This window comes from Xanthomonas sp. LMG 12460, from assembly GCF_009192895.1.
GTDB classification, from domain to species: Bacteria; Pseudomonadota; Gammaproteobacteria; order Xanthomonadales; family Xanthomonadaceae; genus Xanthomonas_A; species Xanthomonas_A sontii.
In genome coordinates this window covers 94,857-109,031 of record NZ_NKUH01000004.1, presented here as the reverse complement: position 1 = coordinate 109,031, position 14,175 = coordinate 94,857, and the positions used below count along the sequence as shown (strand labels likewise).

General features: G+C 68.0%; 12 protein-coding genes and 1 pseudogene. 6 read left to right on the top strand and 7 right to left on the bottom strand.

The genetic code is table 11. The annotated features are described in order from the left end of the window. Positions 1–101: 101 nt before the first annotated feature. Both CEK66_RS00940 and CEK66_RS00935 read right to left on the bottom strand, forming a co-directional pair. Positions 102–1,508 (bottom strand): MFS transporter, encoded by a 1,407-nt coding sequence (locus CEK66_RS00940; RefSeq protein WP_226978444.1) that lies wholly within the window; start codon positions 1,506–1,508, stop codon positions 102–104. A 104-nt stretch (positions 1,509–1,612) separates the two neighbouring features. After that, positions 1,613–2,467, bottom strand: a complete 855-nt coding sequence (locus CEK66_RS00935) for an IclR family transcriptional regulator (protein WP_017912848.1) — start codon at positions 2,465–2,467, stop codon at positions 1,613–1,615. Positions 2,468–2,871: 404 nt separating this feature from the next. On the opposite strand from CEK66_RS00935, the gene CEK66_RS00930 reads away from it, so the two are divergent. The 4 genes and pseudogenes from CEK66_RS00930 (at position 2,872) to CEK66_RS00915 (ending at position 7,463) form a co-directional block, all read left to right on the top strand. Continuing rightward, complete coding sequence (locus tag CEK66_RS00930; RefSeq protein WP_039728364.1) at positions 2,872–3,342, top strand: hypothetical protein; 471 nt, start codon at positions 2,872–2,874, stop codon at positions 3,340–3,342. Between the two features lie 105 nt (positions 3,343–3,447). Further along, on the top strand, positions 3,448–4,251 hold the full coding sequence (locus tag CEK66_RS00925) for a YiiX/YebB-like N1pC/P60 family cysteine hydrolase (protein ID WP_043094617.1): 804 nt from the start codon (positions 3,448–3,450) through the stop codon (positions 4,249–4,251). A gap of 133 nt (positions 4,252–4,384) precedes the next feature. Next, positions 4,385–6,463, top strand: a pseudogene (locus CEK66_RS00920) (methyl-accepting chemotaxis protein); the annotation flags it as partial. Positions 6,464–6,821: 358 nt separating this feature from the next. Next, positions 6,822–7,463, top strand: coding sequence for a DUF6766 family protein (locus CEK66_RS00915; RefSeq protein ID WP_152235639.1), 642 nt, complete (start codon positions 6,822–6,824; stop codon positions 7,461–7,463). Positions 7,464–7,573: 110 nt separating this feature from the next. Here the strand turns inward: CEK66_RS00915 and CEK66_RS00910 are convergent, their stop codons facing one another. From CEK66_RS00910 to fabR, 5 genes are all read right to left on the bottom strand, one after another. Beyond that, the gene (locus tag CEK66_RS00910) at positions 7,574–8,476 is read right to left on the bottom strand and encodes a manganese catalase family protein (RefSeq protein WP_017910116.1); all 903 of its coding nucleotides are present in this window, start codon (positions 8,474–8,476) and stop codon (positions 7,574–7,576) included. Between the two features lie 121 nt (positions 8,477–8,597). After that, positions 8,598–9,104: a ferritin-like domain-containing protein gene (locus tag CEK66_RS00905; protein WP_043094623.1), complete on the bottom strand. Its 507-nt coding sequence runs from the start codon at positions 9,102–9,104 to the stop codon at positions 8,598–8,600. Between the two features lie 71 nt (positions 9,105–9,175). Next, the gene (locus CEK66_RS00900; protein ID WP_043094625.1) at positions 9,176–9,688 is read right to left on the bottom strand and encodes a ferritin-like domain-containing protein; all 513 of its coding nucleotides are present in this window, start codon (positions 9,686–9,688) and stop codon (positions 9,176–9,178) included. Positions 9,689–10,142: 454 nt separating this feature from the next. After that, positions 10,143–11,009: an SDR family oxidoreductase gene (locus tag CEK66_RS00895; RefSeq protein WP_017910119.1), complete on the bottom strand. Its 867-nt coding sequence runs from the start codon at positions 11,007–11,009 to the stop codon at positions 10,143–10,145. Positions 11,010–11,155: 146 nt separating this feature from the next. Continuing rightward, a complete protein-coding gene (gene fabR, locus CEK66_RS00890) occupies positions 11,156–11,800 on the bottom strand; it encodes an HTH-type transcriptional repressor FabR (protein WP_152235638.1) in 645 nt (214 codons plus the stop codon). Positions 11,801–11,893: 93 nt separating this feature from the next. Here fabR and CEK66_RS00885 point away from each other — a divergent pair, with 93 nt between their 5' ends. Both CEK66_RS00885 and CEK66_RS00880 read left to right on the top strand, forming a co-directional pair. Next, positions 11,894–12,970 (top strand): ferredoxin reductase, encoded by a 1,077-nt coding sequence (locus CEK66_RS00885; RefSeq protein ID WP_152235637.1) that lies wholly within the window; start codon positions 11,894–11,896, stop codon positions 12,968–12,970. 11 nt (positions 12,971–12,981) lie between these two features. Further along, entirely contained in the window at positions 12,982–14,106 is a 1,125-nt protein-coding gene (locus tag CEK66_RS00880; RefSeq protein WP_152235636.1) for an acyl-CoA desaturase, read from the top strand. Positions 14,107–14,175: the final 69 nt, after the last annotated feature.

The window sequence follows — 14,175 nt, the reverse complement described above, 5'->3', positions numbered from 1 at the left end:
CCTCTTCTTTGGATCAACGGGGGATGGAATCGAACGCGGGGTCCGACGGGGGTGGTGCGGAGGTGTTGTGCGATGCGCCAGCGGCAGTGCCGGCGATACGCTCAGGGCGACAGCTGCTCCAGCGATTTGCCCTTGGTTTCCAGGGCGAAGCGCCAGGTCACGACGGCGCCGGCCAGCAGCACGGCAGCGAAGGCGGCGAACACGTAGCGGATGCCGAGTCCGGCGATGACCGCGCCGACCAGCAGCGGCCCGCAGGCCGAGCCCAGGCGCAGCCAGGCGCTGCCCAGTCCGGTGCCGATGGCGCGGATGCGGGTGGGGTAGAGCTCGGCTGAATACAGGTACAGCGAGAAGGTGATGGTCTGCACCGCGGCATAGCCCAGCGCCGCGAACACCAGCACCTGCGGCGCCGAGGTGCCGCCGAGCGCCGCCAGCGCCAGCAGCGGCAGCCCGCCGGCGGCGAACGCCAGCCCGTACCAGCGCTTGCGTCCGACCTTGTCGATCGACAGCGCGCAGGCCACTGCGGCGGCGACGCCGGCCAGCGAGGTGAAGAAGCCATAGGCGATGCTCTGCTGCAGCGACAGCCCGAAGTGCGTGCGGTACAGCGTCGGCAGCCAGGTGATGATGCCGTTGGCGACCAGGTAGGAGCAGAACCACAGGCTCCAGATCACCAGCGTGCGCTTGCGATAGACGCTGCCGAACAGCTCGCGCCAGTCCGAGCGCTGCGTCTTGGGAAGCGCGCTGCGGTCGAACACCGGCGCCGGCAACGGGCCATGGCGGCGCTCGGCGCTGCGTTCGAGTTCGGCGACGATGGTGTCGGCCTTGGCGTAGCGGCCCTTGGCGGCCAGCCAGCGCGGCGATTCGAACATGAAGAAACGCAGCGGAATCATGATCGTCGCCGGGATCAGCCCGACCATGAACATCGCCTTCCAGCCATAGGCCGGCACCAGGAAGTAGCCGATGCCGCCAGCGGCGACCAGGCCGAGCAGGAACATCACCTCGTATAGCAGGAAGAAGCGGCCGCGCTTCTTCGAGCCGATCAGTTCGTTGATGTAGGCGCTGGCCACCGGCACCTCGCCGCCGGTGCCGATACCCTGGACGAAGCGGAACGCGATCATCGCCGCGGCGCTGCCGGCGAACAGGCAGGCCACGTCCATCGACACGAACAGCAGGATGGTGAACAGCAGCACGTGCAGCCGGCCGATACGCTCGGCCAGCCAGCCGAAGAACACCGAGCCCAGCAGTTGGCCCAGGTAGCCGGCCGACAGGATCGTGCCGATCTGCGCCGGCGACAGCTGCCATTCCTTGGTCAGCACCGGCATCGCGTAGGCGATGGCGATCACCGTGTAGCCGTCGAAGAACGTGGCGGCGCCGACGATGTTGCGCGCCCACCACACGTTGCGGGTGATCGGCAGGCGTTCGAGGCGTGCGCCGATCTCCGCCTGCGCCTCGGCGATGGACGGCGCGTGGGCGGTGGTCGTGGCGGTGGTGGCAGGGGCAGGGGTGGACATGAGCATCGTGGCTGCCTTTCGCAGGACAAGGGGATCCCGACGCGGGCGCCGAAGCGTCCACGCAGCGAGACCGACAGGGAGGGCCGGGCGGTGGCCCGGGCGGATCAGGTGCTGGGGGCGGTCACGGCAACACTCCCGCTGGCCTGGATCGCGAAGGCGATGTCCTTGGCGGCCAGCAGCGTCGGCTGGAGGGCGGTCTCCAGCAGTTCGGCGTGGCTGGTGCGCACCGACGGCGCGGCGACACTGATCGCGCCGAGCGGATAGTCGTCCGCATCCAGCACCGGGACCGCCAGCACGCGCAGGCCCTCCGTCAGCATCGACTCCAGGATCACGTAGCGGTCGCGGCGGATGCTGTCGAAGGTGCGCCGGATCGTGGCGATCTCCGGCGTCTGCGCACCCTGCACGTCGACCCCGGTCACCCGCGTCACTTCCGCCGGCGCCAGGTGCGCCAGCATCGCCAGGCCGATCGCCGTACGGGTGCTGGGCACGGTGGTGCCGATGCGGATGTCCACGCCCAGGCGGGTGATGCCGGCGCGCACGCGCTCGATGTAGAGCACGTCGGGGCCTTGCAGCACCGCGAAGCTGGCCGCTTCGTTGACGTCGCTGACCAGCGTGCGCAGCAGCGGCCGCACCACGCTGCGCAGATCGCGGCGGGCGATGGCGTGGAAGCCGAGGTCGAGCACCTTCAGGGTCAGGCGGAAGCGGCGGCTCTCCGGCACGCGGTGCACGTAGCCCAGCTCGACCAGGGTGTTGAGCATGCGGAAGGTGGTGCCTGGATCGAGCCGGGCCAGGGCCGCGATCTGGCTCAGCGACAGTTCCTCGTGCTCGGACGAGAACGCCTCGAGCACGCGAAAGCCCTTGGCCAGCGACTGCACGGTGCTGCGCAGCTTCTTGTCCCCGGCCTCGTCGCCGTCGTCGGGCGCGGCGCCGGCCGCGCGCTGGGAAGTCGTCTTGATCATCTGCAGTTCCTGGAGGACCCGGGGGAATCGCCAGCTTGCTCGACCCGCCCCGTGATGTCGCTTGACAAGTGAATTTCGGATTGCGAAAATAATTTCGAAATTTCATGCCAAGACTCCGCCCGGGCGCTCGATGCGTCAAGTTGCGACGCAACATGCGTGGGCGGTTCTCCCTGCGCGTCGACGATCCGTGGTTTCGAAACCTCCGAAAGACGCGTCATCGCCTGCTGGGAGTTGCATAGGCGCGAGGCCATGCCGCGCCATCGCGCGATGTCCGTGCTTGGGGCGGCGCCTATCGCGAGGCACGTGGCGTCGCGTCTGTATCGCCAGGTAGACGAACGCGGCCGTGCGCGGCGATGTCAGCCGTGCTGGCAGACAGAGGCATGGCGGCATCGATACCGTGATGCATGGCTCGAACGACCCGACAGACGCCGCCCCCGCCGGCGCAGACATGGTGGCAAGCACTCTCGTTCAAGCGCACCGCCGCCGAGGTGTCGGCAGTGCTGGTGGTGATCGGCGCGACCTACGGCTTCGTGCAGTACGTGGAGGTCAAGCCGCTGCAGCGGCAGCTGGCCGAGGCGCAGGCCGGTGCCTGCGACGCCAAGGCCGCGGCGATGTCGCTGATGCTGAGTCTGTTGCCGGGCGAGAGCCGCACCCTCTTCGATGGCGCGCTGACCATCGCCAATCTCACGCCAGCGCAGGACGATGCCAAGGTGCGGCTGCGGATCGCGCCGCTGGGTGCGGCCGCGGTCGACAAGCTCCAGCCGGTGCCGGGAGACCGCTTTCTGGTGCAAGTGCCGGGCCGTGGCCGCTATGCGGTCTACCTGCGTTCCAGCAGCGCGCAGTTCGTGGAGCTGTCGATCCTGCGGCAACCGTGAGCCGGTCGCTGGCGCCGGCACGCCATTCAAGAAATCCAGCGCATGGCCGCCATTGCGGATAGCGGAGCCGTTTCGCCGAAGCGGCCGTCCCTCGGGGGAACGCGCATGCTGTCCTTGCCACGTTTGCTGGGCCGCCACCTGGCCAAGTTCCTGTCCAAGCCGCGCCGCCATGGCTCGCAACTGCCGACCAGCCCGCCGCAGCTGTTGCGTGCCACGCTACGCAAGGGCGACGTGCTGCTGGTCGAGGGCAACAGCCGCTTCTCCACCGCCATCAAGTACCTGAGCCAGTCCACCTGGTCGCACGCGGCGCTGTACATCGGCGACCACGTGGCCGCGCTTCCCGGCGAGGAAGCGCCGCTGTTCTGCGATGTCGACATCAACGTCGGCGTGCGCCTGGTGGGATTGAGCGAGTTCGCCGGCCTGCACACCCGCATCTGCCGTCCGGTCGGGTTGAGCGCGCAGGAGATCGAGACCGTGGTGGAGTACATGGTCTCGCGGGTCGGCAACAGCTACGACCTGAAGAACATCTTCGACCTGGCGCGCTACCTGATCCGCACGCCGCCGCTGCCGTCGTCGGTGAAGCGGCGCTTCCTGGAGCTAGGCAGCGGCGAGCCGACGCGGGCGATCTGCTCGACGTTGCTGGCGCAGGCGTTCGGCGCGATCCGCTATCCCATCCTGCCGGAAATCGACCAGGCGCCGCCGACGGGAAGCGATGCCGGAGAAGACGCGGAGATCCTGCATCCGCGCCATCACAGCCTGACGCTGCCGCGCGATTTCGACGTCTCGCCGTACTTCAACGTGGTCAAGCCGCGGTTGCAGCAGGGCTTCGATTTCCATCGCCTGGTGTGGGAGCCGCACGCCGCCGGCGTGTCGTCCGCGAGCGCGCCGATGGATGCCGCACTGGCCTGACGGAAGCCGGCTGCAGCGTGAAACTGTGGTGCGCGTTGCTCTGGCGAGGCACTTCGCAGTTCAAGTTCGAGCGCGCGCTGGCCGATACAAAATTCCGTTCTCTGCTTTCTACGCCATGAATCCCATCCAATTTCTGCGCCGCCATATCGCCAATCTGCCCATGGCGCGCAAGTTCATCGTGCTGTGCACGCTGATCGCGCTCGGCGTGATCCTGCTCGCCGTTGCCGCGGCGCGCCTGCAATATCTCAACCTGATCGATGCGCGCAAGCAAAGCGTCAAGACCCAGGTCGACATGGGCCTGAGCGTGATGCAGCACTACGCCGATCTGGCCAAGCGCGGCGAGATGACGCAGGCGCAGGCGCAGGCAGCGGCCAAGGGCGCGCTGGCCGACATGAAGACCAACGGCGGCGTGGACTACTTCTTCATCGTCGACCCGCAGATGCGCATCGTCATGCATCCCAAGCGCGCGGTCGGCACCGACATGAGCGGTTACAGGAGCGATGCCGGCGAGTACGTGTACCGCGACATCCAGACGGCGGTGCGCAGCGGCGACGGTTTCAGCTACTACACCGCGCCCAAGCCCGGCAAGTCGGTGCAGCTGCCGAAGATCAGCTACGCCGCGCTGTACCCGCAGTGGAACTGGGTGCTGGCGATGGGCGTGTATGCCGAGGACATCCAGGCCCAGGCGATGGGCTTCACCAAGATCCTCACCGTGATCGGTGGTGGCCTGGTGGCGCTGGTCGTGGGTCTGTGCTGGCTGATCGCCGGCGCCATCGTCGCGCCGTTGCGCGGCGCCACGCGGACCGCCGAGGCGATCGCCTCGGGCCGCTTCGACAATCCGATCAAGGTGGAGTCGCGCGACGAGACCGGGCAGTTGATGACCAGCATGCAACAGATGCAGACCCAACTGCAGCGCTTCAACGGCGAGATGCAGACCCTGGTGCGGCTGCAGCAGGGCGAGGACATCAGCCACCGCATGCCGGAGGATTTCCCAGGCGACTACGGCACGCTCGCACACGGCATGAACACGGCGCTGTTCGAGCACCTGGACGCGATCGTCGAGGCGATGGCGATCATGGACGAGTACGGCCGCGGCGACCTGCGCCGCGACATGCGTCGGCTGCCGGGACAGCGCGCCGCGCTGCACGAGGCGCTGGACGTGGTCAAGGCCAACCTGTCGGCGGTCAACGGCGACATCGCGCGGCTGGCCGACGCGGCCGCCCGCGGCGACTTCACTGCACGTGGCGACGAGGCGCGCTACGAGTTCGCGTTCAAGGAAATGGTGGAAGCGCTGAACCGGCTGATGCGTCAGGCCGACAGCGGCCTGGCCGACGTCGGCCGGATCATGGGGGCGATCGCCGATGGCGACCTGTCGCAGCGCGTGGAAGTGCGCTATGAAGGCGCATTCGGCAAGCTCGCCGACGCCGCCAACCGCACCGCCGAGCAACTGACCGGCATCGTGCAGGGCATCCAGCGCGCGGTCGGCTCGATCAACACCGCCGCCAGCGAGATCGCCAGCGGCAACAGCGACCTGTCGGTGCGCACCGAGCAGCAGGCGGCCAGCCTGGAAGAAACCGCCGCCTCGATGGAGGAGCTGACGTCCACCGTGAAGCAGAACGCCGACAGCGCGCGCCAGGCCAACCAGCTGGTGCTGAGCACCGGCGAGGTGGCCGAGCACGGCGGCCGCGCCGTGGAGGAAGTGGTGGCGACCATGGCCTCGATCAGCGCCGCGTCCGCGCGCATCGCCGACATCATCGGCGTGATCGACGGCATCGCCTTCCAGACCAACATCCTCGCGCTCAATGCGGCGGTGGAAGCGGCGCGCGCCGGCGAACAGGGCCGCGGCTTCGCCGTGGTGGCCTCGGAAGTGCGCACGCTGGCGCAGCGTTCGGCGGCGGCGGCCAAGGAGATCAAGGCCCTGATCTCCGACTCGGTGCAGGAAGTGGAGCAGGGCTCGACCCTGGTCAACCGCGCCGGCACCACCATGACCGAGGTGGTCGCCTCGGTGAAGCGGGTCACCGACATCATGGCCGAGATCTCCGCGGCCAGCGCCGAGCAGAGCGCGGGCATCGACCAGGTCAGCAAGACGGTGATGCAGCTGGACGAGGGCACCCAGCAGAACGCGGCATTGGTGGAAGAAGCCAGCGCGGCGGCCAAGAGCATGGAAGACCAGGCGGCGGAACTGGCACGCGCGGTGGCGGTGTTCCGCCTCGCCGGCGGCGCCGCCATCAGCGTGGCACCGGCGATCGCGGCAAGGCCGCAGCCGGCCAGGCCGGCAGTGCGGGCTGTCGCCGCCGCCAAGCCCAAGCCGGCGGTCCCGGTGCGGCAAGCGGCGGCCAAGCCGCGCCCGATCCAGGGCGTGCCGGCGGACAGCGCGGAGTGGGAAGAGTTCTGAGCCAGTGCGGCGTGGTGGCGCCTGCCGCCACGCCGTGGCCGCTCCTGCAGGTGATGGCATCGCCTGGCATCCGAGGCGTATCGCCCCAGCTTCTTCATCCACTTTTTGCCTGTGGCTGCCTATGGTCGCAGCGACGGCGCGCCGGCAGTGCGGCGGTGGAGGAGGAGCCGAGTCGATGTTCTGGAAACGCAACAGCCTGTCGATCGTGTTGCTGGCGCTGAGCCTGCTGTTCATGGCCGCTCAGGCGCTGAGTGGCCACCAAGCCTACAACGAGGAACTGCGCCAGCAGGGGCTGGCGGCGCTGCCGATGTGGCAGTACCTGCACAGCGGGCACTTCATCGGCGCGCTGTTCGAGAACTGGGAGAGCGAGTTCCTGCAGATGGGCATGTACGTGGTGCTGACGGTGAAGCTGCGCCAGTGGGGCTCGGCCGAGTCGCGGCCGCTGTCGCCAGGGCAGGAGGACGACGCCGTCGCGCCGGGCCCGGCGCCTTGGCCGGTGCGCGCCGGCGGCATCTGGCTGGCGCTGTACGAGCGCTCGCTGGCACTGGCCTTCGGTGCGCTGTTCCTGCTCAGCTTCGTCCTGCATGCACTGGGCAGTTGGCGCCACGAGGTGGCCGAGCAGGCCATGCAGCATCGGCCGCTGCCGTCCTTCTGGGAACACGCCAGCGGCGCGCAGTTCTGGTTCGAATCGATGCAGAACTGGCAGAGCGAGTTCCTGGCGGTGTTCGCGCTGGTGGTGTTGAGCATCTGGCTGCGGCAGAAGGATTCCCCGCAATCCAAGCCGGTGCACGCGCCGCATCGGCAGACCGGCGATTGATCGCGGCGCCGCGGGTGGTGCCGACCACGGGCAATGGCCCAGACATGCGAACGCCGCGGTGCTTGTGCATCGCGGCGTCGGCGTCGTTGCGGTGGACCTGCAGTGAAGCGCTAGCGCGCCACGCTGCCCTTGGTCGAACCGGCACCCGGGCCGGCGCCCAGGTCGGCACCGGTGGTCGGGTCGCTGTCCGGCTGCGACAGCGTACGCGCCGCCAGCGCCTGCACTGCGCTCTGTTCCAGTTCGCTCAGGCCCACGCTGGGCATCCCGCTGCCGCCATCCACCGCCACCTGGCGATTGCGGTCGGCAATGGACTCCCACTGGCTGCCGCTGTTCCAGGGCCCCTGCATGTCGCCATCGCCCTGCGACATGTCGTAGTAGCGATCGGTGAAGGCCGGATCGCCCGGCAGCTTGCCCGGCGGGAAGTTCGGCTCGATCGCGTACAGCGCCTTCTCGAAGGATTTCTGGTGCGCCACCTCGCGGGTCATCAGGAAGGTCAGCGCATCGACGATGCCCGGATCGTCGGTGACGTTGATCAGGCGCTCATACACGATCTTGGCACGCGCTTCGGCGGCGATGTTGGAGCGCAGGTCGGCCGTCGGCTCGCCGATGCTGTCCACGTAGGCCGCGCTCCACGGCACGCCACTGGAATTGACCAGCGCCGGGCCGCCGCCGTAGAGAATCTGCTGGGTCTGGCTGGTGTTGTTGTTGCGGGTGAGGTTGCGCATGTCCTCGGCTTCGGCCATGCCTTCGGACAGCACCGCCTTCGGCCCCTGGTTGAGCATGGCGATGATCGAGCCGATGATTTCCAGGTGGCTCAGCTCCTCGGTGGCGATGTCGTAGAGCAGATCCTTGCGGCCGGGATCGACCTCGCCGATGGCCTGGGTGAAGTAGCGCATCGCCGCGGCGAGCTCGCCTTGCGGGCCGCCGAACTGTTCCAGCATCAGCGAGGCCAGCGCCGGATCTGGTTGTGCCACGCGGACCGTGTACATCAGCCGCTTGTTGTGCATGAACATGGGTTTCTCTTGGAGTGCCGCCCGAACGTCGAGACGACGCAATGGCGCGACCGACGGCCGCGCGTGGGGGATAGGCGTCTGGGACGCTGCGACCCGCGCCGGCGGGCCGCAGCTGGCGCGGTCAGGCCGCCTTGCGCTTGCGTGCCGCTTCTTCGTTGCCCCCCTGCTCGGCCAGCAGGGTCAGCTTCTCGTCGGTGGACTTCTCTTCATTGAGCGTTTCCAGCAGCAGGCTCAACGCATCGTCCATGCCCAGCTGCTTGGCCATGGCGGCGAGCGTGCCGTAGGACGCGATCTCGTAATGCTCGACCTTCTGCGCACCGCCGATCAGCGCGGCATCGCGCACCGGGCCAGCCTCGATCGAGTCGATCACTTCCTTGCCTTCTTCCACCAGGCCTTCCATGGCGGCGCACTTGATCCGCTTCAGGCGCAGGTTGCCATTTTCGACGATCTGGTCGATGCGTTCGATCTGGCCCTGGGTTTCCTCCAGGTGTGCTTCGAACGCCGCGCGCAGCGCCGGGTTGGTGGAGGCGCGTGCCAGTCGCGGCAGTGCCTTGGTCAGCTGCTTCTCGGCGCTGTAGATGTCCGACAGCTCGTGGATGAACAATTCGTCGATGGTCTTGACGGCCATGGGGAGTCTCCGGTCGATGATGGTGGGTGCTGCGGGGGAATGCGCACGCGTCGTGCGGTGCACGACGACGCTCAGTGCTTGGCGGTTTCGCCTTCGGTGCGTTCGCGCTTCAGGAACGCCAGGATCGTGGCTTCCTGGTGCTCGATCAGCCACTCGGCCATGGCGATTTCCTGGTCGAGGATGGCGGCGCAGATGTCGGCGATCTCGGTCTGCCCGGCTTCCTTGGCGGCGATCACCAGGGAACGGTAGCTGGCGATCTCCATATGCTCGAACGCGTAGCTCACGCCCAGGCTCTTGGCCACCTCGTCGCTCATCATCGAATTGCCGGCGGCGTGCACCGAGGCCATCACGCTCGCCACCGTGCCCTTGATCGTCGGGACCGAGCCGTCGAGGATCTGGATGCAGCGCTTGACCTGCTCGGACTGATCGCGGGTTTCGTCGACGTGCTGCTCGATGCGCGCCTTCAGCTGCGGGTAGTGCTCCAGGCGGCCGGCGGTGGCAGTGAGCATGGTGTTGGCCTCCTGCTCCATGGCGTAGGCGTCCTGCAGCCACTTCAACAAGCGTTCGGTGTTGCTTCGGGTCATGGATATCGCTCCAGATGGTGTGCGCGACGCACCTGCATCGCATCGCGCGTCCGTGTGTTTTTCCCCTGTGCGATCAACCTAGACTTGCCGCCGTTAGAGCAGTTGCAGCGCAGAGTGAATGCCGTGCGAGATGCCGTGTGAGGAGATGTACACGGTGGCGATACGCGTGATGCGCGGGTGCTGCATGTCTTTTGCGCTCGCGCTTGAAGGAGCGGCTTCAGTCGTGACAGGCCTTCATGGGAATGCCTGTCGCGGCTGAAGCCGCTCCTAAAGAGGGGAGTGCGCTAGATCTGTGGCCTGCTAACGAGACAGCAGCAGGCGCGATGCGTGTGCTTGCGTGAGGATCACGGCGACAACATCAGGAGAAAGCCTCTCGCGGCCAGAGCCGCACCTACAGCGCCGCCAGCCCGCAGCGCTTTTCCCATTCCCGATTCCCCACTTACGATTCCCGGCCTTACAGCGTCACTGCGCCACCCGAGATGGTCAGCAACGTGCCCGAGGTATAGCTCGAGGTGTCCGCAGCCAACAATACATAGGCCGAGGCCAGTTCCGCTGGCTGGCCAGGACGGCCGAACGGCGTCTGCTCGCCGAAGGTGCGCACCGATTCCTCATCCATGCCGGTGGGAATGAACGGAGTCCAGATCGGGCCTGGCAGCACCGCGTTGACGCGGATCTTCTTCTCGGCGAGCAGGCCGGCCAGGCCGATGGTCAGGTTGGCCAGCGCGCCCTTGGTGGCCGAGTACGGCAGGATGTTGGGCGTGGGCTTCTTCGAGTTCACCGAGGCGGTGTTGATGATCGAGCCGCCCTCGGGCATGTGCGGCAGCGCCAGCCGCACCAGGTGGAACGGCGCATGCACGTTGGTGGCGAAGGTTTTCTCCCATTCGTCGAGGGTGATCTCGTCGAAGCTATGGAAATAGCGCTGGTAGGCCGCGTTGTTGACCAGTACGTCGAGGCCGCCGAAGGCGTCGGTCACGGTCTTGATCAACGTCTCGGCCTGCGCGCGGTCGCTGATGTCGCAGGGATGCAGCAGCACGCGCACGCCGGCATCCTCGACCAGCTTGCCGATGCGCTCGGCGTCGTCCTGCTCGTCGGGCAGATAGGCGATGGCAACGTCGGCGCCTTCGCGCGCATAGGCGATCGCCACCGCCGCGCCGATGCCGCTGTCGCCGCCGGTGATCAGGGTGCGCTTGCCCTGCAGCAGGCCGTGGCCGACATAGCTGTCTTCACCGTGGTCCGGTTTCGGATCCATGGCCTGGGTCTTGCCGGGAAAGGATTGCTGCTGCGCCTTGAACGGCGGCGACGGATAGTTCGGAACGGCCATGTGCATGCCTCGTTGGGGGAGTGTCCGACGAGGGTGGGCAGGCGCAGGTAAAGCCGGGGCCAAGGCCATGTCGGCGGCATGTCACGATGCAGGCAAGCGCCCGTGCCGATGGCTGTCTGCGGTGGCGACGCCGCTGCGCCGCGAACTCAGCCGGCGGCGAGCGTGCGCGCGCCGACGATGATCATCCGCAGCATCGCGGTGATCTGCCGGATCAGTTCCGGATCCTTCTCCGGCGGCAGGTCCATCGCGGTGGCGCCCATCGCGAACACCAGCCGGGTGATCGCCTTGGACACCAGTGCCGGCTCGTGCAGCGGCGCGCCCTCCAGCGCGGCCAGGCGGATCAGGTCCACCCGCAGTTCGTCCTCGAAATAGTTCAGCTCGCGGTCCACCGCATGCTTGAACGCGTCCGAGCCGACCGTGCCCTCGCGTAACAGGACGTGCAGCAGCTTGTCGTCGGCGCGCAACTGTTCCATGAAAGTCTCCACGGAACTGAGGATGATGCTGCGGCGGTTGCCGGCGGCACGCTGCCGCGCCTGGCCGATGATGGTGCGCAGCGAGCTGCCGGCCAGGTCGATCAGCGCCACCGCCAGCTCGTCCATGTCGCGGAACTGGCGGTAGAAGCTGTTGGGGGCGATGCCGGCCTCGCGGGTCACCTCGCGCAGGCTCAGTGTGGACACGCTGCGGTGCGGCCCGATCAGTTTGAGCGCGGCGGCCAGCAGGTCCTCGCGCGAGATCGCGCCCTTGCGGGCGTTCGGCGTGTCCGCGAACGGGGGAGGGGAGAGCGTCGTCATGGGCAGACCGGGCCAGGCAATGAGGGATGATAACGCCATTGCTGAATGCACAACTGTATAGACATCTGTATCTTCATCTGTATAGTGGACCCCATGAACGCTGCCCGCCGTCCCGCCAAGCTCCGCCCCGCCGCCCGCGCCCTGCGCGCCTGGGTCAAGCCGGACGTGTTCGATTTCTGGTCGACCCGGCTGCATCCGTTGTGGACCTGGCAGCGCCCGCGCGCCCGGCTGGTGCAGCGTGAGGCCGCCAGCAGCGATGCGGTGACCCTGGTGCTGCAGCCCAACCGCCACTGGCGCGGCCTGCGTGCCGGCCAGCACGTGGAACTGGGCGTGGAGATCGACGGCCGCCGGCTGCTGCGCAGCTACAGCCCCACGCCGTTGCCGGGCGGGCGCCTGGCGATCACGGTCAAGACCGTCGACGGCGGCCGGGTCAGCCAGTACCTGGCCGGCGCGGCGCGCATCGGCGAGGTGTTCGAACTTGGCCAGGCCTACGGCGAGATGGTGCTGCCGACCGCGCCGCACGGCCGCTGGCTGCTGCTGGCCGCCGGCAGCGGCATCACCCCGATGCGCGCGCTGCTGCGGCAACTGGCCGATGCCGGCATGCCGGCCGATGTCGACCTGCTGTACTGGGCGCGGCGCCACGACCAGGTCTGCTTCCGCGACGAACTGCAGGCGCTGGCCGCGGCGCATCCGCGCTTCCGCCTGCACCTGGCCATCACCGGCGAAGGCGAAACGCCGGCGCCGCGCGTGGACACGCTGCCGCTCGACGCCCTGGGCGGCCTGGAGCAGGCGCAGGTGCTGGCCTGTGGCCCGGGCGGCTTCGTGCAGGCTGCGCGCGCGCGCCTGCAGCATCAGGTGGCGCGCTTCCAGGCCGAGGCGTTCAGCCCGCCGCCGGCGCCTGCCGATGTCGAACAGGGCACCGTGGCGGTGACCCTGGCGCGCAGCGGCCGCGTGCTGCAGCTGCCGCGCGGCCAGTCGCTGCTCACCGCGCTGGAAGCCGAAGGCCTGCGTCCCAAGCACGGCTGCCGCATGGGCATCTGCAACAGCTGCGCCTGTGGCAAGCAGGCCGGCATCACCCGTGATCTGCTCAGCGGCGCCCACGCCGCCGAACCCGGTTCGCTGAAGCTGTGCGTCAACAGCGCCAGCAGCGACCTGACCCTGGACCTCTGAAGGACTTCCCCATGGCGGCTCCCCGCAACCGCGCACTCACCCCTGCCGAACTGCAGGCCTTCGGCGACGAACTGGATGCGCTGCGCATGCGCACCCTGGCCGACCTGGGCGCGCGCGATGCGCGCTACATCCGCCGCATCGTCGCCGCGGTGCGCTACACCGGCGTGGCCGGCCGTGCGCTGCTGTTCCTCGGGGCGTTCGTGCACAGCGTGCTGGTGCCGGCGTGGATCGCCGGCGTGCTGCTGCTGACCCTGTCCAAGATCCTGGAGAACATGGAGCTGGGCCACAACGTGATGCATGGCCAGTACGACTGGATGGGCGATGCGCACCTGAACGGCAACACCTACGAGTGGGACATCGTCGCCACCGGCGACAACTGGCGCAAGACGCACAACTTCAAGCACCACACCTACACCAACGTGCGCGGCATGGACGACGACATCGGCTATGGCCTGCTGCGCATCTTCCCCGAGCAGCGCTGGCGCCCGTTCTACCTGGCGCAGCCGTTCATCGCGGTGGTGTTCGCGCTGCTGTTCGAATGGGGCGTGGCGATTCAGGACCTGCGCCTGGGCCGCTGGCTGGCCGGCAAGATGAAGCGCGGCGAATTGAAGCGGACGTTCCTGCCGGTCGGGCGCAAGATGGGCCGGCAGATCTTCAAGGACTACATCCTGTTCCCGGCGCTGGCCGGACCGTTCTTCCTGCCGGTGCTGCTGGGCAACCTGGCCGCCAACGTGCTGCGCAGCATCTGGACCTTCGTGATCATCTTCTGCGGCCACTTCACTGCCGACGCCGAGACCTTCCCCAAGGAGTCGATCAAGAACGAGTCGCGCGGCCATTGGTACCTGCGGCAACTGCGCGGTTCCTCCAACCTGGCCGGCGGCAAGCTGCTGAACGTGCTGTCGGGCAACCTCAGCCACCAGATCGAGCACCATTTCTTCCCGGACGTGCCGGCCAACCGCTATGCGGCGCTGGCGGTGCAGGTGCGCGAGATCTGCGCGCGCTACGGCCAGCACTACAACACCGGCTCGCTGCCCAAGCAGTTCGGCCAGGTGGTGTGGCGGATCCTGCGCCACGCCTTCCCGAGCCGGCCGCGCCCGGTGCGGGCGCTGCAGCCGGCGACGCAACAGGCCGGCTGAGCCTCGCGCACAGGTCAAGCAAAAAGGCGGGGGGCGACCCCGCCTTTTTCATTGGCCCGGCGCTGGCGC

Bases quoted from the DNA above. Each gene is read 5' to 3' on its own strand.
- CEK66_RS00940 (WP_226978444.1), bottom strand. From the start codon at position 1,508: ATGTCCACCCCTGCCCCTGCCACCACCGCCACGACCACCGCCCACGCG.
- CEK66_RS00935 (WP_017912848.1), bottom strand. From the start codon at position 2,467: ATGATCAAGACGACTTCCCAGCGCGCGGCCGGCGCCGCGCCCGACGAC.
- CEK66_RS00930 (WP_039728364.1), top strand. From the start codon at position 2,872: ATGGCTCGAACGACCCGACAGACGCCGCCCCCGCCGGCGCAGACATGG.
- CEK66_RS00925 (WP_043094617.1), top strand. From the start codon at position 3,448: ATGCTGTCCTTGCCACGTTTGCTGGGCCGCCACCTGGCCAAGTTCCTG.
- CEK66_RS00915 (WP_152235639.1), top strand. From the start codon at position 6,822: ATGTTCTGGAAACGCAACAGCCTGTCGATCGTGTTGCTGGCGCTGAGC.
- CEK66_RS00910 (WP_017910116.1), bottom strand. From the start codon at position 8,476: ATGTTCATGCACAACAAGCGGCTGATGTACACGGTCCGCGTGGCACAA.
- CEK66_RS00905 (WP_043094623.1), bottom strand. From the start codon at position 9,104: ATGGCCGTCAAGACCATCGACGAATTGTTCATCCACGAGCTGTCGGAC.
- CEK66_RS00900 (WP_043094625.1), bottom strand. From the start codon at position 9,688: ATGACCCGAAGCAACACCGAACGCTTGTTGAAGTGGCTGCAGGACGCC.
- CEK66_RS00895 (WP_017910119.1), bottom strand. From the start codon at position 11,009: ATGGCCGTTCCGAACTATCCGTCGCCGCCGTTCAAGGCGCAGCAGCAA.
- fabR (WP_152235638.1), bottom strand. From the start codon at position 11,800: ATGACGACGCTCTCCCCTCCCCCGTTCGCGGACACGCCGAACGCCCGC.
- CEK66_RS00885 (WP_152235637.1), top strand. From the start codon at position 11,894: ATGAACGCTGCCCGCCGTCCCGCCAAGCTCCGCCCCGCCGCCCGCGCC.
- CEK66_RS00880 (WP_152235636.1), top strand. From the start codon at position 12,982: ATGGCGGCTCCCCGCAACCGCGCACTCACCCCTGCCGAACTGCAGGCC.